This is a genomic window from Rhizobium centroccidentale (genome assembly GCF_030182565.1).
Classification (GTDB): domain Bacteria; phylum Pseudomonadota; class Alphaproteobacteria; order Rhizobiales; family Rhizobiaceae; genus Rhizobium.
This window is the reverse complement of record NZ_JAQJCG010000036.1, coordinates 14,327-32,482: the sequence shown is the minus strand read 5'-3', so window position 1 is coordinate 32,482 and position 18,156 is coordinate 14,327. Positions and strand designations below refer to the sequence as shown.

General features: G+C 59.9%; 17 protein-coding genes and 1 pseudogene. 15 read left to right on the top strand and 3 right to left on the bottom strand.

Annotated elements, in window-relative coordinates:
- Positions 1-99 precede the first annotated feature (99 nt).
- The 3 genes and pseudogenes from PH562_RS29400 to PH562_RS29390 form a co-directional block, all read left to right on the top strand.
- Positions 100-252: pseudogene (locus tag PH562_RS29400) on the top strand (LysR family transcriptional regulator); the annotation flags it as partial.
- 823 nt (positions 253-1,075) lie between these two features.
- The gene (locus tag PH562_RS29395; protein ID WP_113228792.1) at positions 1,076-1,639 is read left to right on the top strand and encodes a TetR/AcrR family transcriptional regulator; all 564 of its coding nucleotides are present in this window, start codon (positions 1,076-1,078) and stop codon (positions 1,637-1,639) included.
- A gap of 3 nt (positions 1,640-1,642) precedes the next feature.
- The gene (locus tag PH562_RS29390) at positions 1,643-3,010 is read left to right on the top strand and encodes a hypothetical protein (RefSeq protein WP_285177402.1); all 1,368 of its coding nucleotides are present in this window, start codon (positions 1,643-1,645) and stop codon (positions 3,008-3,010) included.
- 208 nt (positions 3,011-3,218) lie between these two features.
- On the opposite strand, the gene PH562_RS29385 is transcribed toward PH562_RS29390, so the two are convergent.
- A complete protein-coding gene (locus PH562_RS29385; RefSeq protein WP_285177401.1) occupies positions 3,219-4,118 on the bottom strand; it encodes an AraC family transcriptional regulator in 900 nt (299 codons plus the stop codon).
- A gap of 174 nt (positions 4,119-4,292) precedes the next feature.
- On the opposite strand from PH562_RS29385, the gene PH562_RS29380 reads away from it, so the two are divergent.
- The 3 genes from PH562_RS29380 to PH562_RS29370 all read left to right on the top strand — a co-directional run bounded on the left by PH562_RS29380 (position 4,293) and on the right by PH562_RS29370 (position 7,283).
- A complete protein-coding gene (locus PH562_RS29380) occupies positions 4,293-5,252 on the top strand; it encodes an aldo/keto reductase (RefSeq protein WP_285177400.1) in 960 nt (319 codons plus the stop codon).
- A 301-nt stretch (positions 5,253-5,553) separates the two neighbouring features.
- Positions 5,554-5,859 carry a hypothetical protein gene (locus PH562_RS29375; protein WP_069610414.1) on the top strand — a complete coding sequence of 102 codons (306 nt, stop codon included), beginning with the start codon at positions 5,554-5,556 and terminating at the stop codon, positions 5,857-5,859.
- A 389-nt stretch (positions 5,860-6,248) separates the two neighbouring features.
- Positions 6,249-7,283, top strand: coding sequence for a LacI family DNA-binding transcriptional regulator (locus tag PH562_RS29370; protein WP_285177399.1), 1,035 nt, complete (start codon positions 6,249-6,251; stop codon positions 7,281-7,283).
- Positions 7,284-7,302: 19 nt separating this feature from the next.
- Here PH562_RS29370 and PH562_RS29365 read toward each other — a convergent pair whose 3' ends face one another.
- A complete protein-coding gene (locus tag PH562_RS29365; RefSeq protein ID WP_113228788.1) occupies positions 7,303-8,253 on the bottom strand; it encodes an alpha/beta hydrolase in 951 nt (316 codons plus the stop codon).
- A 24-nt stretch (positions 8,254-8,277) separates the two neighbouring features.
- On the bottom strand, positions 8,278-9,426 hold the full coding sequence (locus PH562_RS29360; RefSeq protein ID WP_285177397.1) for a Gfo/Idh/MocA family protein: 1,149 nt from the start codon (positions 9,424-9,426) through the stop codon (positions 8,278-8,280).
- A 176-nt stretch (positions 9,427-9,602) separates the two neighbouring features.
- On the opposite strand from PH562_RS29360, the gene PH562_RS29355 reads away from it, so the two are divergent.
- Genes PH562_RS29355 through PH562_RS29315 form a run of 9 tightly spaced genes read left to right on the top strand, consistent with a single transcriptional unit; the run spans position 9,603 to position 17,984 of the window.
- On the top strand, positions 9,603-10,949 hold the full coding sequence (locus PH562_RS29355; RefSeq protein ID WP_285177396.1) for an ABC transporter substrate-binding protein: 1,347 nt from the start codon (positions 9,603-9,605) through the stop codon (positions 10,947-10,949).
- A gap of 13 nt (positions 10,950-10,962) precedes the next feature.
- On the top strand, positions 10,963-11,883 hold the full coding sequence (locus PH562_RS29350; protein WP_285177393.1) for a carbohydrate ABC transporter permease: 921 nt from the start codon (positions 10,963-10,965) through the stop codon (positions 11,881-11,883).
- A complete protein-coding gene (locus PH562_RS29345) occupies positions 11,880-12,716 on the top strand; it encodes a carbohydrate ABC transporter permease (RefSeq protein WP_285177390.1) in 837 nt (278 codons plus the stop codon). Before PH562_RS29350 ends, PH562_RS29345 begins: the two co-directional genes overlap by 4 nt.
- 5 nt (positions 12,717-12,721) lie before the next feature.
- Positions 12,722-13,540, top strand: coding sequence for a sugar phosphate isomerase/epimerase family protein (locus PH562_RS29340; protein WP_285177388.1), 819 nt, complete (start codon positions 12,722-12,724; stop codon positions 13,538-13,540).
- Between the two features lie 11 nt (positions 13,541-13,551).
- Entirely contained in the window at positions 13,552-14,628 is a 1,077-nt protein-coding gene (locus PH562_RS29335; RefSeq protein WP_285177385.1) for a Gfo/Idh/MocA family protein, read from the top strand.
- Positions 14,628-15,446 (top strand): sugar phosphate isomerase/epimerase family protein, encoded by an 819-nt coding sequence (locus PH562_RS29330; RefSeq protein ID WP_285177383.1) that lies wholly within the window; start codon positions 14,628-14,630, stop codon positions 15,444-15,446. Before PH562_RS29335 ends, PH562_RS29330 begins: the two co-directional genes overlap by 1 nt.
- Positions 15,446-16,270 carry an alpha/beta fold hydrolase gene (locus PH562_RS29325; RefSeq protein ID WP_285177381.1) on the top strand — a complete coding sequence of 275 codons (825 nt, stop codon included), beginning with the start codon at positions 15,446-15,448 and terminating at the stop codon, positions 16,268-16,270. Before PH562_RS29330 ends, PH562_RS29325 begins: the two co-directional genes overlap by 1 nt.
- Positions 16,267-16,992 (top strand): ribulose-phosphate 3-epimerase, encoded by a 726-nt coding sequence (locus PH562_RS29320; RefSeq protein ID WP_285177379.1) that lies wholly within the window; start codon positions 16,267-16,269, stop codon positions 16,990-16,992. Before PH562_RS29325 ends, PH562_RS29320 begins: the two co-directional genes overlap by 4 nt.
- Positions 16,989-17,984: an ROK family protein gene (locus tag PH562_RS29315; protein ID WP_285177377.1), complete on the top strand. Its 996-nt coding sequence runs from the start codon at positions 16,989-16,991 to the stop codon at positions 17,982-17,984. Before PH562_RS29320 ends, PH562_RS29315 begins: the two co-directional genes overlap by 4 nt.
- Positions 17,985-18,156 lie beyond the last annotated feature (172 nt).

The window sequence follows — 18,156 nt, the reverse complement described above, 5'->3', positions numbered from 1 at the left end:
TGGAAAGCTCCGGGCCTACGCGCGCTGACCCCATGCAACCATAGGGAGGGGTTCCTTTTGGGAGCCGATAAGGGGTCCCGTTACGACGCCGATTGACAGGAAGAGGGAAAGCTCGTAAGGGTCCTTCCCGCTTGGCATGGCATGAAGGGTCTCGTCCATCTCGTATTCACCACGCGCCGTGGTCTTCCTCCGGCCGTTCGCAGGTTCATCGACTGTCTGGCTGCGGGTTTCCCCAAGGATGCGCTCGTCTGATGAGCTGCTCGAATAGACCACAGGTCTCTCGACAGCAGTTGCGAGCGCCTCCGGAAGCAGGCGGGATAGCGACATCTACCGTATTCGGTCAATGCAAAGGGTCCCCCGACCGCAAATCCAGACAGAGACTGGGCACTTGTGCAGAGCCGGACACGAACCCGTTCCCTCGAGCCTGAGATCGGGCAATTTGCAAATCTATCGCTCACCAAGTGAAGAGAGGACGGGAAGAGCCATAGGAACCCGATGCCGACCCGCTTGGAGCTAGCTGATTATCTCGTTCAACTCTCTCTGCCCATCGCCGACGTTCAGCCGCTTTGTCTTTGTCGCGATCTGTCGATTTGCTCGCGGTTACCGGCCTAGATTGACCGCTGGTTCCGCCGACCGTTGAGCAGGAAGCAAAGAAAACAGCGGGAACAATAATCAGAATGCCCAAGGCAACCGTCCTCATGAGCGCTTTCTCGATCGGCTGCATAGTCATCCTTAATGCTCTCTTTGATCATCTTCGATAAGGAGAGATGTTATTCGATTTCGTATCTCGTGGAAACAAAAGGCTATTGGGATTTCCATGTGATGAACAGTGACGTGTACCCGAACCCGCGTTGCGCTCGCCGGCCTATCGTCCGCCGCCTGTCGCAAGCTATGTCGCAGCCTCGGGCCGTGGCAGGTGACACAGGTATGATTTGGCACCCTAGAACATTGCGCGATCCATCAACGAAGATTCTAAACGCCAGCGATCGCCCTTTGCCATCAGGCTAATTGACAATCAACCGAGCCACCGAACCGAATTCTTGACGACGAGCTGACGCAAGTATACACCGTATACATGAACACTCGCATCGTCATACTAAACTGCGCACTCGATGAATTGCAGGCTGCCGGCCTGGACAAGCTCAGTTTGCGTGCCGTCGGGAAACGGGCTGGAGTAACGCCCATGGCGGTCTACCGGCACTTCCAGGATAAGGCGGACTTGCTGCATGCGCTTGGCGACCACGCGCTCTCGCAATGGCAAGCACGCGTCGAGCAAATTCAAGATGTGGATCTCCATGGCTGGATTGATGCTGTCACCCGCGCATTCATAGACCTCGCTCTCGATTCACCGGCACTCTTCGATGCGGCTTTCGTGCTCAAGACACGTGCCGGCCGTATTTATCCGCAGGACTTCAAGGGGGGTCGTTCTCCTGTGATCGGAGCGTTTGCAGCCCGCCTTGCAGACGGTCAGCGGCGCGGCTTGGTGCGCGAAGGCGATGCGCTTGAAATCGCAATATTTTCCTGGGCGACGCTGCAAGGGTTGATCGGATTGCATCGTTCCGGCCGTTTCAATCTTTCCCGTGAAGATTTTACCGACATGTGCCTTCGAGGCTTAGCCAGAATTATTAACAAGGACTAGCCGATGAAAATGGGAGGAGTGATTGCGGCGCTTGTATCCGGCGCCGTTCTTGCGGTGAGCCGCGATACAGGCCATTTGGGCTTTCTGGTTTTAATTGGCCCGGTTCCGCTTTTCCTCCACGTTTTAGGGGAGCGGCGAGCGCTGAATACATTCGTGCTGGCCTATCTGGTCGGGCTGATGGCAGAGGCCGGTCCGCTCTACTTCTATGGCGGTATCATTCCCATGGTTTATGGGATCGTAGCGTTGCAAGCCTTGTTTTTTGCCCTTTCTGTCCTCCTGATGTGGACCTTATATCCGCGAAGCCCAACCCTTGCCGTCTTCGCCTATGCGGTCGCCACAGGAGCCATTGAACTCTTATACTCTTACGTTTCGCCGAACGGCAGCTTCGGTGCCCTTGGCTATGCGCTGGTGGACATTCTTCCTTTGCTGCAGATCGCATCTCTGGCAGGCGTAAGCGGTCTCAGCTTTCTCGCAGCCATCATACCCGCCGGTATTGCAACGTTCATCCGGCAACCGACCGATTATCTAGCCGCTTCGGCATGGATTCTGCCGGTTCTGGCTGCTCTTCTGTTCGGATTTTGGCAATTGGCACAGCCGGACGGTGAAGCTGTTCGCGTCGCGCTTCTAAGTAACGACGAATTTGCCGGCGTCGCAACCGACGAACCGGATCGCAACGAGGTAATTGTCGCTGATTTCCGTCAGAATATCGAACAGGTTGCGAGCCAAAGGCCTGCCTACATCGTCACGCCGGAAAAGATGTTCCTACCGACGTCTGAGTTCGCACAGCTTTCCGTGAAGTTGAACACGAAAATCGTCGCCGGAATAGACCGCCCGCTTGGCAATGGACAGCGCTCGAACACAGCAGAGTTGACGAGACCCGATCTGTCAGCTCTGACCTATGACAAACATTACCTTATTCCAGGATTGGAAGGTGAATATGTTCCCGGCAAGGATTTGGTGAGCGTCGACCGCGTCGGGATTGCGATTTGCAAGGACATGGATTTTCCCCAGTTCCTGCGAACCTACCGCGGCCGGCACATTGGCCTATTGCTTGTACCGGCCTGGGATTTCATTGCAGACGCAAAATTGCATGGCAAGATGGCGATCGTACGGGGCGTGGAAAACGGCTTCGCGGTCGCTCGCACAGCCAGCCAGGGCTTGTTGACGTTAAGCGACAGCAGAGGCAGGATCATAGCAGAGACTTCCTCCGCAAAAAGCCAAGGCAATCTTGTCGATTCGGTACCGCTTGGTACCGGGGATACCTTCTATGCAAGCAATGGCGACGCCTTCGGCTGGTCGCTCGTCATCGTCTGCGGTGGGTTGCTGCTTGCCGTGCCGACAGTCAGGCTTGGGTCGCACAAGGACGTCTGAAGGCAACCGAGCCGCCTTGGCCTTTAGAGCGGGATGTCGTCATCGACAAGATCGTGAGGATGCAAACGGAACAGCGGGCGGCGAGTTCGCGCTCGTAGATCTGTGAGTTCCTTGCAAGACTTACCCCGGATAGGCCTTTTTGCATTCGGGCTTCGTCTTCGATGGGAGCGATATTTGGACTCTCCGCCAATGCTCTGGAAAGCTGAAATCAAGCTACTCCTGCCAAGCCCGGCGAAGCGCGCAAGCGGGCTATGTCGCGCGCCGGCGGTTCTCCAAAGTGGCGCCGATATTCGCGAGTGAACTGCGACGGGCTTTCGTAGCCGACGCGGAAGGCGGCGGTCGTGGCGTCGATGTCCTGAACCAGCATCAGGCTACGCGCGTCCTGGAGCCTTAGCTGCTTCTGGAATTGCAGCGGCGTCATCGCCGTCACGGCGCGAAAATGCTCGTGCAGGCTTGACGGGCTCATGCCAACTTCAGCAGCAAGCCGCTCGATGCTGAACCGTTCCCGAAAGTTCTGCCCGATCCACGCGATGGCGCGGCCGACCTGTGCCACCCGCCCCTGGCTGGAGGTGATCTGGCGCATCCTGGCACCATCCGGGCCGGCGAGCAGGCGATAGAGAATTTCCTGCTCGGTCAAGGGACCGAGTACGGGCAACGCTGCGGGATCATCGAGTAGAAGCAGCAGGCGCCGCACCGCATCGAGCAGATTGGCGCCGGCGTCGGACACCGTCTTTCCTATGGGCCGAGCGGGCGCCGCTGGTGGCGGCGACACGTGCAACGCCAGCTGCCCCAGCATGACTGGATCGAAATCGAGGAACAGGCAGAGATAGGGCTTATCAGGTGTCGCCTCGACAACCTGGCCCGTCACCGGCAGATCGTAAGTCACGATCCCATAGCGGCCCGGCGCATATCTGAACACGCGGTCGCCTAGAGTGACCTCCTTTTGCCCCTGTGCGACGAGGCACAGTTGTGGCCGATATACGTTCGGCATCGGCATCGTCACCGTGGAGGATCGAGCAAGCGTCACCCGTTCAATGGGAGTGGCGTGGAAACCATCCTTCGAGACGTGCCGGGCAATCAATGCAGAGATTTCGGTCAGTGTTTCCATGAACTTGACCATCGCATGCGAGCAGGAGGGCGACAAGGCGAAATCACGCGGCTTCTGGAGGATTGGGCAGTAATCCTGGCGCATCAGGCTAACGGTTCGGCGTCGCTACGCATCATAGTGCCAGCGGCGCCTGGGTCACAGCAAACCTGGCTGCAGAACAAGGATGGAGCAAACATGACAATCGATCATTTCAAGATCCCCGCGCTCGCACTGGGGACCTGGGCATGGGGCGACAGCGGCGAGCCTGGCGACGGCTACTTCGGCAGCCGCCTCACTCAGGCTGGCCTCGAAGAGGTCGCGGAAAAGGCGCATGTGGCCGGCTTCACCCTGTGGGATACCGCCATGGTATACGGCATGGGCCGTTCAGAAACCCTACTTGGGGAGATACTCAAACGCTACGCCCGCAGCGACTATCAGCTCTCCACGAAATTCACCCCGCAGGCGGCAGGGACCAGTGATGATCCGGTGGCGGACATGCTGGAGCAGAGCCTGGCGCGCCTCGGCACCGACTATATCGACCTCTACTGGATCCACAATCCGGCCGATGTTGCGCGGTGGACTCCGCGCCTGATACCGTTGCTGAAGAGCGGGAAGGTCAAACATGTCGGCGTCTCGAACCATAACCTGAGCGAAATCGAGCTCGCCAACCGGATCCTTGGAGAAGCCGGGTTCCGGGTCGAGGCTGTCCAGAACCACTACAGTCTCCTCTACCGCAGCTCCGAGCAAGCTGGCATCCTGGACTACTGCCGCAACCAAGCTATCCCGTTCTTCGCCTATATGGTGCTTGAACAGGGCGCCTTGACCGGCAGGTACAGTCCGGAGCACCCGCTGCCTCAAGGAAGCAAGCGGGCGGAGGCTTACAATGGCATGCTGCCTCAGCTAAAGGCGCTAACGGACAAGCTTACCTCGATCGGCCTGAAGCAGGATGCGGCCGCTCCCGATGTCGCGATAGCTTGGGCCATCGCTAAGGGTACAACGCCGATCATCGGCACCACCAAACCCGATCACGTCGATGGCATGGTCCGAGCCAGCAGTATCACCCTCACCGGCGACGACATCGCAGAGCTGGAAGCTCTCGCTGACGCCACGGACGTGAACACCCGCGGCTGGTGGGAAAAAGAGATGCAAGCCTGAAGCTCCGCTGTCCCAAGACCTCGGAGCCGCTGCGACCAGTACCACAGGGATCATCTCGTTCTGCGGGTCGATCGCCTGCCTCTACCCGATTATCCAAGTGCTCCGGAATGTGTTGGCGCATTTCGCAAGTTCCGGAGCGCTGGATATCAGCAAAACCCCAACCGTATCGCAGTGCACGCTTCCCTTGAAATATATACCGCCGCAAACATCTGAGACGATAGAGGGTCGCGCAAAGTTTGAGTTGACCGTTTTCGATGGCGAGGCGACACTTGCAACCCGAAGCAAGGCAGGAGGAAAAGTGATGGATGAGCCAGACCGCTGGCGACACATGGCAAGCGCTCCGAAAGACGGCAGTCGGATCCTTGTCACGATCCGCCCGTCAGAACAGGGGCCGGCAGAAGTTGATCTCGCATATTGGTCGAATGGCGATCAGTTCGGCACAGAGGGCTGGCGCGCCTCCGATTCGTCGCCCGGACACATCATAGAATATGCCGAGCCGGAACTAAAATGCTGGATGCCGATGCCCTCGGCCAATCTCAATCGCACCTCAATGCCCTCACCTTGGGAGGGCGACAATGCCCAGCAACTCGACGGGTCGGGGATTTGAAAGCTCGCGCTGGCTTGTCGCGCGAATTCGATAACAAATTTGCAATCAGCAGAAACGCGCGGCATCCATTGAGGCGATGCCGATAGCAAATATGCGGCTGCGGTTCGAATGTCGCCGCAACCGCTCATCGGCGCACCTCATCACCATTCGCATGAGCGTTAACGAAGGATCTCAGCAGGGATTTCGTGTGATGCGCTCTACTCGATCGGGCCGCCCATACCGCAGCTTGAATTTTGACACGCTAAATAATAAATTTTCGCGCGTTATCTTTTATCGCGACGCGAAGCGCAAAAGAATTTGTCTGGAATTTACGTGTGGTTGCGCTCTCTTCCATGTATGCGCATAAGACCATTGGTAGATACGGCAGCCGGAAAAATGGTCGACTTTCGATGGAAAAATTGACGCATAAGACGATGGAGGACTTCGCGAAGTCCTGCGGTGTCTCCCGCCCCACCCTTTCCAAGTATTTTGACGATCCGACCAGTGTAAAACCGGCGACCCGCGCGCTGATCGAGGCCGCACTTCGTTCGTCGGATTATCAGCCCAATCTGTATGCGCGGAACCTCAATCGCAAGAGAACCCGCAATATCGGCATCCTGGTTCCCGCCCTTACCGATCCCTTCTATGCCGAAATGGTCAATCGTCTGGAATTGCGGCTGCGCAACGAGGGTTATTGGCCGATCGTGTTCTCGTCGCATGGATTGCCCGAGCTGGAAGTCGAAGCGGTTAACACGATGCTGTCATTGAAGGTGGCGGGCGCGCTTGTCGCACCATTGGGACAGAAATCCGATCCGCGCACCTTTGAAAAACTCGCGCAGAACCTGCCGATCGTCTACTTCGACACCTATATCGAAGGGAGCACGCCGTTCATCGGCAATGACAACTACCAGAGCGTCGCAACGATCGTCGAATATCTCTGCCGATCCGGGGAAGCGCCGGCCTATCTCGACATTCCGCATGTCAATCACAACTCACCGGAAAGGCTGGCAAGCTATATCGCCACCATGGAAGCCGCAGGCTGCGAGCCGTTGGTGATCAGCACCAATGCTACCTACACCTGGGAGTTCGAACGCATCGGATATGAACAGATGGACAGCCTGCTTCGGACAAAGTCTCTTCCACGCAAAACCATCCTTTGCGCGAATGATCGCCTCGCCTTCGGCGTGATGGCAGCCACCTTCGCGCACGGGCTGAAAATCGGACGCAAAAAGGGCGACAATCTGCGCATCGCGGCCCATGACGACCATCCATTGAGCCGGTATACCTGCCCGCCACTGACGACGATGGCACAGGACTTCGCCGCGATGACGGCAAGCAGCGTCAATACGCTGCTGACACTGCTCGGAGACGCGATCGCGCCGGTTCAGACGATCCCGCACAAGCTCAGTCTGAATGGAACGCTTGTCATGCGGCAATCAGCCTGAAATCGCGCTTGCTATTCATCTACTTCGAGGTAGCCTCGAAGCTGTGCCAGGCTGAAACGGCTGCGTCCACGGCCTGCCGGGCCTCTGCCACATATCTCCCCATCGACACGAAGCCATGGATCTGCCCCGGCCAATGGCGATGCACCACATGCACGCCTTCTTCCCGCAGCCGCCTGGCGTAGGCCATGCCTTCGTCGACCAGAATGTCGTGACCGGCCGTTGCAACGAAGGCCGGCGCCACTCCGGCAAGCGTTTCGGTCCCCAACGGCGAGACCCTCCAATTAGCAATATCGGCTGTGGTGCGGACGTAATGGTCGCGAAACCATCTCATCGTAGCGGCAGTCAAGCCGAAGCCCTCGGCATAGCGGCTATAGCTATCAGCTATCTGTGCGGCGTCGGTGTTGGGATAGATGAGCAGCTGGGCCGCAATCGGCGGGGCCTCGCCGCCGCGCGACATCAATGCCAGAACGGCGGCCAGATTGCCGCCGGCGCTATCGCCGGCAACGGCGATCCGCGCGGGATCGATGCCGAGATCTGTCGCCGATTTCACGACGAATGCCAAAGTCGCAGCGCAATCGGTCACTCCGGCGGGGAACTTGTGTTCCGGCGCCAGGCGATAGTCCGGGCAGATGACAGTGCATCTGGCAATATTGGCGAACCATCGGCAGATTTCGTCGTGCGATTCGAGATTGCCGATCACCCAGCCGCCGCCGTGAAGATAGATGAGACCCGAACCACCCTTCAAAGGAGCGCCGATGCCGCGATAGATGCGCAAGGCGATCGGCCCATTCGGACCGGCGATCTGACGATCTTCCACCGACGCGACAGCCTCTTTTGCGCCCTGGAGCGTCGGGCAAGTCGCATCATAATCGATGCGCGCCTGCTGAGGCGTACCGGCTTCGAATGGCCGGCCGCTCGACCGGCCGGTGATAGCGAGAACGCGCCGCGCGCTTTCATCCAGCTTTTCCATTCGATTATCCCCTCTCTGCAGCGATCAGGCGAGAAGGCTGCGTGCTTCGCCTTCGTCAAGGCGCGGTGACGGAGTGAATTGCGCGCCGATGCTGACCGACTGCCGACTTTCCCCCGACTGAAGAATGGCCTCCATGATCTCAAGGACGTGAAGGGCCAGCTCTCCCGACGCGCGGGGCGACCTGCCCTCTTCAAGCCCTCGTGCAAGGTCGGCGACACCGAGCATGCGGTAATTCGCCCGATCCGGTGCATTGAATGGCCAGTTCCTTGCGCCGTAAAGTTCGCCTTCGCTTTCAAAATCGCGCCAATCGGCGCCCCGCTCCGACAGCGACACCGTTCCGCCGAATGTGTCCGGATCGGGCAAACGCAGCGAGCCTTCGGTGCCGTGCAGCTCGATTGGATGATTGGAATGACGAAAGACGTCCCAGGAGGCGCCGAAATTCACGGTCGCGCCGGATTGGAACTCCAGAAGCGACAGGATGTTTGTGGGCGTTCCGACCTTGAAGCGCGTGTTCTTGAATGGACCATCGGCGGTGATCAGGCGCTCTTCCTGACCTTTCGTCGCCATTGCCATGACCCGAGCGACCGGGCCGAGCAGATTCACCATCATGGTCAGATAATAAGGCCCCATATCGAAGACCGGGCCGCCGCCAGGCTGATAATAGAATTGCGGATTGGGGTGCCAGTGCTCCATGCCGCGTCCCATCATGAAGGCAGTGCCGCTCACGGGACGGCCGATCGCGCCCTCATCCATCAGGCGCCGCGCCCGGCGACCGGCCGCGCCGAGAAAGGTGTCAGGCGCCGACCCCAGTTGCAATCCGCGCCGCTTCGCCTCCGCCACAAGAATGCGGCCATCGGCCGCCGAGGTTGCAAGCGGCTTTTCCGTGAAGACATGCTTGCCGGCGGATAGGGCCGACATCGTCACGTCGAAATGGACGGCGGGAACGGTGAGGTTCAGCACGAGGTCGACTTCGGGATCGGCCAGCAATTGGTCGACGCTCAAGGCACGAATGCCATATTCCCGGGCACGCAGCGCGGCAACATCGGCGGATATATCGGCGCAAGCCCGCAATTCGACACCGGCAAACAGCGCTGCATTGCGCAGATACGTCATCGAGATGTTGCCGCAGCCGATGACGCCAATGCCAAGCTTAGCTTTTGAATTACCAGCCATATTACTCAATCCTCCCTGATCTACCGCATCTGTTCGCCGCGCTTCGGCGCATCCGAACGATGACTCCCGGGTTGATTTAAAGCATCTTATTTCTTGACGCGCGACAAATTTTTATAAAACATATGCGAATACTGGCGCGGAGGTTTGGAGGTCGCCAGTCTTCCTGGGAGGGAAACATGACAGATATCAAGAAGACGCCGGCTCACGCCAAGGGTGCCGGACAATCGATAATGCTTGATCGTCGTCAGCTGCTGTTGGGTGCCGCCGGCGCCGCCATCGGTACGGCAACACTTGGTGTTGCCTCAGGCCTCGGTATCCGCCCGGCCCGCGCCGCGGATCGGACGGAAATCAGCTTTGCCAGTGCCAGCTTCTTCGGCAAAGAAGGGCTCGGCGATCTCGTCAAGGCATTCAACGAGTCGCAAAGCCGCATCGCCGTCAAGTTCATCGAACTGCCGCCGCCGAGCTCGTCGACGGAAGTCTATCAAGGCCTCGTCCAGCAGCTCGCCCGCCGCAACGGAACGCCCGATGTCTTCAGCCAGGACGTCATCTGGATCGCGGGCTTTGCCTCTGCCGGCTGGGCGCTGCCGCTTGACGAGTATTTTCCGAAAGACAAGCGCGCCGATTATTTCCCCGGTACGGTGGCAGCCTGCACCTATGGCGGCAAACTGACAGCACTGCCATGGTTCGTCGATTCCGGCATGTTCTACTATCGCAAGGATCTGGTGGAAAAACACGGCGGCAAGGTGCCGGAAACCTGGGCCGACATGGCGACGATGGCGGCAGAGGCGCAGAAGGCCGGTGACGCCAAATTCGGTTATCTCTGGCAGGGCAAGCAGGCCGAGGTTCTGGTCTGTGATGCAGTGGAAATCATCGCATCCAACGGCGGCTCCATCCTGTCGGCAGACGGAAAGTCTTCCGTCATCGGCGACGATGCCGCCGTTGCCGCGATCCAGTTCCTGTATGACACCATCAACAAGACGAAGATCAGCCCTCAGAACGTGCTTTCCTGGGACGAGGAACCCTCTCGCCAGCCGTTTACGTCGAGCGAGGCGATGTTCATGCGCAACTGGTCCTATGTCTATCCGATCGCGCAGGATCCGAAGGCCTCGCATGTCGTCGACAAGGTGGCTGTCGCGCCGCTGCCGCATTTTGCCGGCGGCAAGAGCTCGGCCTGCCTTGGCGGTTATCAACTGGGCGTCAACGCCAACTCCAAGAAGCGGGAAGCTGCGATCGAATTCCTGACCTGGATGTCTTCGCCGGAAACCCAAACCCGGCTTGCCCTTAATTTCGGCCTTGCGCCCTCGCGGCCCGCCATCTTCCAGGATGCGAAGCTGAAGGCCGAGCAGCCGTTCATGGCGAGCCTTCAAAGCGTCTTCACCGGCGCCACGCCGCGGCCGATCACGCCGCAATATGCCAAGGTAACGCTGGCGCTGCAGTCCAGCATCTCGAAGGCGCTGGTCAGCGGCAACGTCAAGGCGGAGCTTCAGGCCGCCGCGGCCCAGATCAACAAGATCGTCGGCTGAAATGGCAGTAACGATGACGGCTGCCATCTCCGAGCAAACCCCAGGCAAGTCGAGGGCGCTGTCAAGCGCTCTCTGGCCCTGGCTGTTGCTGCTGCCGGCATTTCTCTCGCTGGCATCGGTGTCTTTCTATCCGATCGTCAACGGCATCTATCTGTCCTTCACCAACCGCTCGCTGATCACCCAGGACAATGATTTCGTCGGCATCGCCAATTATGTGCAGCTGCTGTCCGATCCGCCGTTCTGGAATGCCTGGTGGCATACGATCTGGTTTACCCTGATCTCGACCTTGCTCGAGACCTTCATCGGCCTGGCAATGGCTTTGATCCTTTGCGAGACCTTCGCCGGCCGGGGCATGGTCCGCGCCGCCATGCTCGTGCCCTGGGCCATGCCGACTGTGGTAACCTCGAAAATGTTCGGCTGGCTCTTCGACGGCCAGCACGGAATCATCAATTTCATCCTTCTGCATGCCGGACTGATTGACCAGAACGTCAACTGGTATGGTTCCCCCGATACGGCGCTGACGACGATCATCCTTGCCGATGTGTGGAAGACCACGCCATTCATGGCGCTTCTTTTGCTGACGGGGCTGCAGACCGTTCCGAAATCGCTGATCGAAGCGGCACGCATGGACGGTGCGAGAGCCTGCACGATCTTCTGGCATGTCCGCCTGCCGCTCCTGATGCCGACACTGTTGATAGCCGGGCTCTTCCGTGCGCTCGATGCCTTCCGCGTCTTCGACCTCGTCTATGTGCTGACGGGTGGCGGCCCGGCCGATTCCACCGAGACCCTTTCAACGCTGTCCTACAAGGTGCTCTTTTCGACGCTGCAGTTCGGCTACGGCTCGGCAGTCTCGACCGCCATGTTCCTCACCGAGGGGCTGATCGCCATCGGCTTCTGCATCTTCCTCGTGCGCCAGATCAGGAGGACGACGTGAACGGAGAGCGCTCAGTCTTCCAAAACATCCTCATCTATCTCGGCGCCCTGTTCATCCTCATCTGGTCCGCCGGCCCGTTCATCTGGCAATTTTCGACATCGCTCCAGCTCGACAAGGCCCTGACTGAAGGCACGCCCTCGCTCATACCGCACCCGTTCACGCTGGAGCATTACTACAATGCCTTTGTCGAAAAAGGCCTGCATCACTATGTGCTGAATTCGCTCGTCGTTTCCCTTGCGACCACCGCTCTTTGTCTGATCGTCGGCTCGCTCGCGGCCTTTTCGCTGTCGCGCCTCGATGTGAGGGGACGCTTCGGTATCCTGACGGTCATCCTTTCGGTATCGATGTTTCCGCAGATCGCCCTCGTCGGACCTCTCTATCTCATCGCCTCCGATCTCGGGCTGCTCGATACCTATACGGCGCTGATCATCACCTATCTCGCTCTGGGACTGCCGCTGGTGACCTGGGTCCTATTCGGCTATTTCGAGACGCTGCCGCGCGAGATCGACGAGGCGGCCCGCATCGACGGTGTCGGTCCGATCGGCCTGCTCTGGCATATCATCCTGCCGATGTCATTGCCGAGCCTGGTCACGACGGGTCTGCTTGCCTTCATCACCGCCTGGAACGAGTTCCTGTTTGCGCTGGCCTTCACCTCGGACAGCGACAGCCAGACGATCCCGGTCGGCATCGCCAATTTCACCAACCAATATTATGTGCCCTGGGGAGACATCGCCGCCGCATCGGCTGTCGTCACCATACCGCTCATCATTTTGGTGCTCTTCTTCCAACGACACATCATCGAAGGCCTGACCCAAGGCGGAATCAAGGAATAACGGGAATGCGCAAGGACATAAAAGTCGGCTGCCAGACGTTTACATGGGAAATGCTCGGCAATGCCTGGACAGGAACGGCTGATGATCTGCTCTCTGCGATTTCCGCCGGCGGTTACTCCGGCATCGAAATCACCGATACGATGATCGGCCGCTATGGCGCAGACCCGCATGCCTTCGCGAATGCATTGAGGGATCGCGGCCTGACGCTCGTCTCCTTCGCCTTCGGCTCGAAGAGCGGCTTTACGGTGGCCGACGCGCTGAAGGACGATCTTGCGACGGCCAAGCGCTGGATCGATTATGCCGCGCATTTTCCGGGTGCACTCGTTTCCATCGGCTCGGCAACTGTCGTTTCCGATGGCCCACGGGACGAGAAGTTCGCCATTGCCGGCGAGTTCTACAATCGCGCCGGAGAGCTGGGCAAGGCCGCCGGCATCGAGGTCGCCGTGCATCCCAGCTCTCATCACAATACGCTATTATTCGACCGGGCCGATTACGACCGCATCTTCGCTTTGCTCGACCCGAGCCTAGTCGGCTGGGTGCCGGATACCGGTCATATCCTGCGGGGGCATGCCGACATGCTTGACACGATGCGCACCTATCAGGACCGTATTCGTTACCTGCATCTGAAGGATGTTGACGCGCAGGGCCGATGGGCGATGCTCGGCAAGGGGGTTCTCGATACCCCGGCCGTGATCGAGCTTGTCTCCGCCGCTCCACACTTCAACGGCTGGCTGGTGCTGGAGGAGGAATCCGAGACGGCCGCCGCCGATCCCGCCGCCGCGGTCAAAGCCAATCGCCAAACCATGCGCGGCTACGGCGCATAAGGAAGAGAACCATGATCGAAAAGGAAAGTCGCCGTCTTCGCGTCGGAGTCCTCGGCTGCGGTCCGATCGCGCAGTTCGCGCACCTGGAATCCTGCGTTAAGGCGAGGAATGCCGATCTCTACGCGATCTGCGACGCGGCGCCCGATCTTCTTGCCCGCATGGGCGCGACCTATGAGCCGCAGAAGATGTACGACAATTACGATGCCATGCTTGCCGATCCGGATCTGGAGGCCGTGATCGTCGCGACGTCCGACGCCTATCATGTGCCGATGTCCATTAAGGCGCTGGAAGCCGGAAAGCATGTGCTCTGCGAAAAACCGATCGGCGTGTCGGTCGAGGAAGGGCAGCAGCTTGCCGAGGCCGTGCGCCGGTCCGGCAAGATCCTGCAGGTCGGCCATATGAAGCGCTTCGATCCGGCACTCGAGGCGGCCCGCGATTTCGTGCGCGGCGATATAGGCCAGATCTTTGCGATGAAGGCGTGGTATTGCGATTCCACCCACCGCTATACCAATACGGATGCGGTGCAGCCCTTGCCCGTCACCAGCAAACTTGCGCGCAAGCCATCAGGCAATCCCAAGGCCGATCTCCGGCAATATTTCATGCTGGCCCATGGCTCGCATCTGGTCGATACCGCGCGCTTCTTCTGCGGCGACATCGTTGCCGTTCGTGCCCGGCTTCTGGAACGCGCCGGCGCGTATTGCTGGTTCGTGGAGACCGAGTTTGCCAATGGTGCCCTCGGCCATCTGGACCTGACGGTTGCCGTGCGCATGGATTGGCACGAGGGCTTCCAGCTTTACGGCGAGAACGGCTCGGTTCTCGCAAAGACCTTCAATCCCTGGTACTTCCGCTCGAGCGAAGTGGAAATCTTCCACGAGAAGGATGCGACGAGCCGGAAGCCGCTCGGCGCAGACGGCCATTTCTTCCGCCGGCAGCTGGAGGGGCTCGCCGATAGCGCACTGAAGGGCGCGCCGATGCGCGGCGCCAATGTCGAGGACGGTCTGGCCTCGATCCGCGCGATGGTGGCGATCGCACGATCGGTGGAGCGGGGCGAGCGCGTCGAACTTGCATCGGTCACGGGAGCGGTCTGATGCAGATCGGTATCTTCGCCAAGACCTTTCCCGGAACCGAGCCGCTCGGAGTTCTCTCGGCAGTGCGCGACAGCGGTTACACATGCGCTCAGTTCAATCTCGCTTGCTGCGGTCTCGCGTCCATGCCCGATGCCGTTTCGGAAGAAGCGATCGCAGCGATCCGGGCGGCCGTCGAGGCGACGGGTATCTCGCTCGCTGCTCTGTCGGGCACCTACAACATGGCTCACCCCGATATTGCCATTCGCCGGGCGGGCCTCGCCCAGCTCGCGGTCGTCATCGAAACGGCGGCCGCACTCTCGATTCCGTTGGTGACGCTTTGCACCGGAACGCGCGACCCGAACGACCAATGGGCCCATCATCCCGACAATGGCGATCCCTCCGCCTGGGCCGACATGGCGGCGGAGATATCGAAGGCCCTGGAGCTGGCGGAAGGGCATAGCGTTGATCTCGGCATCGAGCCGGAGCAGGCCAATATCGTCACCTCGGCACGCGACGCCCGGCGGCTCATTGACGAGATGGGATCGGCGCGGCTGCGCATCGTGCTTGATCCGGCCAATCTCTTCGAACAGGCGACACCGGCACAGGCGCGGGCGATCGTCGCAGAGGCCGTCGAAATCTCCGCCGGTCATATCGCCCTGGCGCACGCCAAGGATCGTTATAGCGACGGCCGCTTTGCAACTGCCGGGCAAGGCGTGGTGGATTTTGCCGATTTCATCACGCGGCTGCGCTCCGTGAATTTCGAAGGTCCGCTCGTGACGCATGGTCTTTCGGCTTCCGAAGCACCCGGCGTTGCCGGCTTTCTCAAGGCGCTGATCTGATGGGCAAGAAATGGTTCAAGCGCGATGATACAGAGCTTGCCGTCTACGAGACTGGGAAAGGACTTCCGGTCGTCTTCCAACACGGCCTGGGTGGCGATGAGGCGCAGGTGGCGCAGAATGTCCCCACCTCGGCCATTCACCGACTGACTCTGGAATGCCGTGGGCACGGCACATCCTCGCTCGGCAATGCGCGGCCCTTTTCGATCCGTATGTTCGCCGAGGACGTTCTGGCCGCGGCCACCGAATACGGGTTCGATCGCTTCATCATCGGCGGCATTTCGATGGGAGCGGCCATTGCCCTGCACCTTGCCCATCATCATGCCCAACGGATCGCCGGGCTCGTTCTCGTGCGGCCCGCCTGGACCTTCGAGGCATCGCCGGGCAATCTCGCGCCGATCCGCACTGTGGCTGCTCTGATCCATTCCCATCCGATCGAGGAGGCCAAAAGGCGCTTTATCGCCTCTGAAACCGGACGATGGTTCGCCTCGGAGGCACCGGACAACTTCTCTTCCCTGCTTGGTTATTTCGACAGACCGGACGCCGTCGCTTTTGCGTCGGTACTGGCTGACATAGCGTCAGACGGGCCGGATGTGCCGCAGGCAGCCGCAGCCGCTCTTGCTATGCCCACCCTCGTTATCGGCAACCATCAGGATGCGATCCATCCGCTCTCCTGCGCGCAGACGCTCGCCAATGTCATTCCAGGCGCAAGCTTTGTCGAAGTTACCGCCAAGGCTGTCGACAAAAACAGGCATTTTGCTGAGGTCCAAGACGCCATCGCACATTTTTTCGCATCCAAAACACTCCGGAGCTTCGTTCCATCATGACGTCCAGACCCCTTTCCGGCCCGGCGGCCATCGCAGCGCTTCCCCGCAACAGGCTTCTCGGCGAGTTTTCGCTCTGGTCGGCAGATCTTGCGAATATGGAGACCGATCTCAGACGTATAGAGCCTTATGTGGACCTGCATCACATCGATGTCGCAGATGCGCGCTTTACGCCGGGCTTCCTGTTTTTTCCGGATTTCGTTGCCCGTATCGCCAAGTCGACCGCCAAGCCGATCCACGTCCATCTCATGGTCGAGGCTGAAATCGTCGAGGAGCAGACGCGGCAGTTCATAGAAGCGGGCGCGGATTTGATCAGCGTCCACGCCGAAAACGGCGATGCAGGCTTGCGCGCAATTGCGCTTGCCAAAGAACTGGGGGCCGAAGCCGGCGTAGTGCTGCGGCTGGAAACGCCCGTTTCGGCGATCGAACCTTTCATCGATCATGTCGCCTTCGTGACGCTGCTCGGAACCTCGATCGGCGTCAAGGGACAAAGCCTTTCCGAAAAGGCATGCGACCGGCTGCTCGAGGCGCGTTCCCTCCTTAAGAAAGCAGGCCGCGAGAATCAGGTAATCCTCGCAGCCGATGGCGGCATTCGCGAACAAACAGTGCCGCTTCTGCGCCAGGCCGGAGCGCAGACCGTCGTTCTCGGGTCGCTGGCATTCGGCGACAAAAACCTTGGCGACCGTATTGCCTGGCTGCATGGGTTGGAGAGCCGAATTTCGTGAAAAAGGTCGCTCTTGCATTCGATCTCGGTGGAACGGAGCTTCGCGCCGCGCTTATCGATGATGCGGGATGCCTATTGTCGTTCTCGTCGCTGTCGACGGATGCGGCCGGTGGCCCCGCCGCCGTCATCCGCCAGATCGAGCAGCTGGCCGAAACGGTGCTGGCCGAAACGCCTGGTCTTTCGCCGATCGGGATCGGGATCGGCGCGCCCGGCCCGCTCGATCCGGACGCCGGTGTCGTCATTGCCGCCCCGACGCTCGTCGGATGGCACGAGGTTCCGCTGGCGGAGATTCTCCAAAACCATTTTCAGCTGCCCGTGCGGCTCGAAAACGACGCGAATGCGGCAGCGCTCGGCGAATGGCGCTACGGCGCCGGCCGCGGGGCGGAATCGATGGTGTTCGTCACGGTATCGACCGGCATCGGCGGCGGCGTGATTGCCGATGGCCGGATCCTGCACGGGAGACGGGGCCTGGCTGCCGAGATCGGCCACATGACGATCACGAGCGAGGGCGAGCGTTGCTTTTGCGGCGCAGTCGGCTGCTTCGAGGCCGTCGCCTCCGGCACGGCGCTCGGCAGGCGGGCAACGGCCCGCACCAGGCCGTCAGACGGATCGGTGCTGCGCAAGCTCGCCGCCGATGCCGATGTGACCGGACGACATGTCGTCGAAGCTGCACGAATAGGTGACGCCGATGCACTCGCGCTGCTGGCTACCGAGGCGCGGTGGCTGGGGATAGGCTTTACGAACCTGCTTCACCTCTACTCGCCCGACATGCTCGTCATGGGCGGAGGAATTTCGCATGGCTTCGATCTTCTGCACGATCAAATGGCGGCGACGATTCGCGAGCGCGCCATGCCCGCCTATCGCAACGTGCCGATCGTTGCGGCACAGCTCGGGCGCCATGCCGGCTTGATCGGTGCCGCCAGCCTCATCTTCGGCGGCTACGGAAAAACAGCCCCCCGGGCCGATGAGCCCGCAAGGCACGGGCAATGCTGATAGGGCCATACCCAACGGTAAAAAAGAAGCCAGCAATGGCTGATCTCAAGCTCCGCGACGCCCGCAAATCCTTAGGCGCTTTCTCGAGCATGGCATTTTGGCGCCCATCCATCCGTGCAGCGAACGGCGTAAGATTGCCGATCGAAACACTCTTGACCCACAATTTTCGGCC

Bases quoted from the DNA above. Each gene is read 5' to 3' on its own strand.
- PH562_RS29380 (WP_285177400.1), top strand. From the start codon at position 4,293: ATGACAATCGATCATTTCAAGATCCCCGCGCTCGCACTGGGGACCTGG.
- PH562_RS29330 (WP_285177383.1), top strand. From the start codon at position 14,628: ATGCAGATCGGTATCTTCGCCAAGACCTTTCCCGGAACCGAGCCGCTC.
- PH562_RS29350 (WP_285177393.1), top strand. From the start codon at position 10,963: ATGACGGCTGCCATCTCCGAGCAAACCCCAGGCAAGTCGAGGGCGCTG.
- PH562_RS29375 (WP_069610414.1), top strand. From the start codon at position 5,554: ATGGATGAGCCAGACCGCTGGCGACACATGGCAAGCGCTCCGAAAGAC.
- PH562_RS29395 (WP_113228792.1), top strand. From the start codon at position 1,076: ATGAACACTCGCATCGTCATACTAAACTGCGCACTCGATGAATTGCAG.
- PH562_RS29365 (WP_113228788.1), bottom strand. From the start codon at position 8,253: ATGGAAAAGCTGGATGAAAGCGCGCGGCGCGTTCTCGCTATCACCGGC.
- PH562_RS29335 (WP_285177385.1), top strand. From the start codon at position 13,552: ATGATCGAAAAGGAAAGTCGCCGTCTTCGCGTCGGAGTCCTCGGCTGC.
- PH562_RS29320 (WP_285177379.1), top strand. From the start codon at position 16,267: ATGACGTCCAGACCCCTTTCCGGCCCGGCGGCCATCGCAGCGCTTCCC.
- PH562_RS29340 (WP_285177388.1), top strand. From the start codon at position 12,722: ATGCGCAAGGACATAAAAGTCGGCTGCCAGACGTTTACATGGGAAATG.
- PH562_RS29385 (WP_285177401.1), bottom strand. From the start codon at position 4,118: ATGGAAACACTGACCGAAATCTCTGCATTGATTGCCCGGCACGTCTCG.
- PH562_RS29355 (WP_285177396.1), top strand. From the start codon at position 9,603: ATGACAGATATCAAGAAGACGCCGGCTCACGCCAAGGGTGCCGGACAA.
- PH562_RS29325 (WP_285177381.1), top strand. From the start codon at position 15,446: ATGGGCAAGAAATGGTTCAAGCGCGATGATACAGAGCTTGCCGTCTAC.
- PH562_RS29370 (WP_285177399.1), top strand. From the start codon at position 6,249: ATGGAAAAATTGACGCATAAGACGATGGAGGACTTCGCGAAGTCCTGC.
- PH562_RS29390 (WP_285177402.1), top strand. From the start codon at position 1,643: ATGAAAATGGGAGGAGTGATTGCGGCGCTTGTATCCGGCGCCGTTCTT.
- PH562_RS29360 (WP_285177397.1), bottom strand. From the start codon at position 9,426: ATGGCTGGTAATTCAAAAGCTAAGCTTGGCATTGGCGTCATCGGCTGC.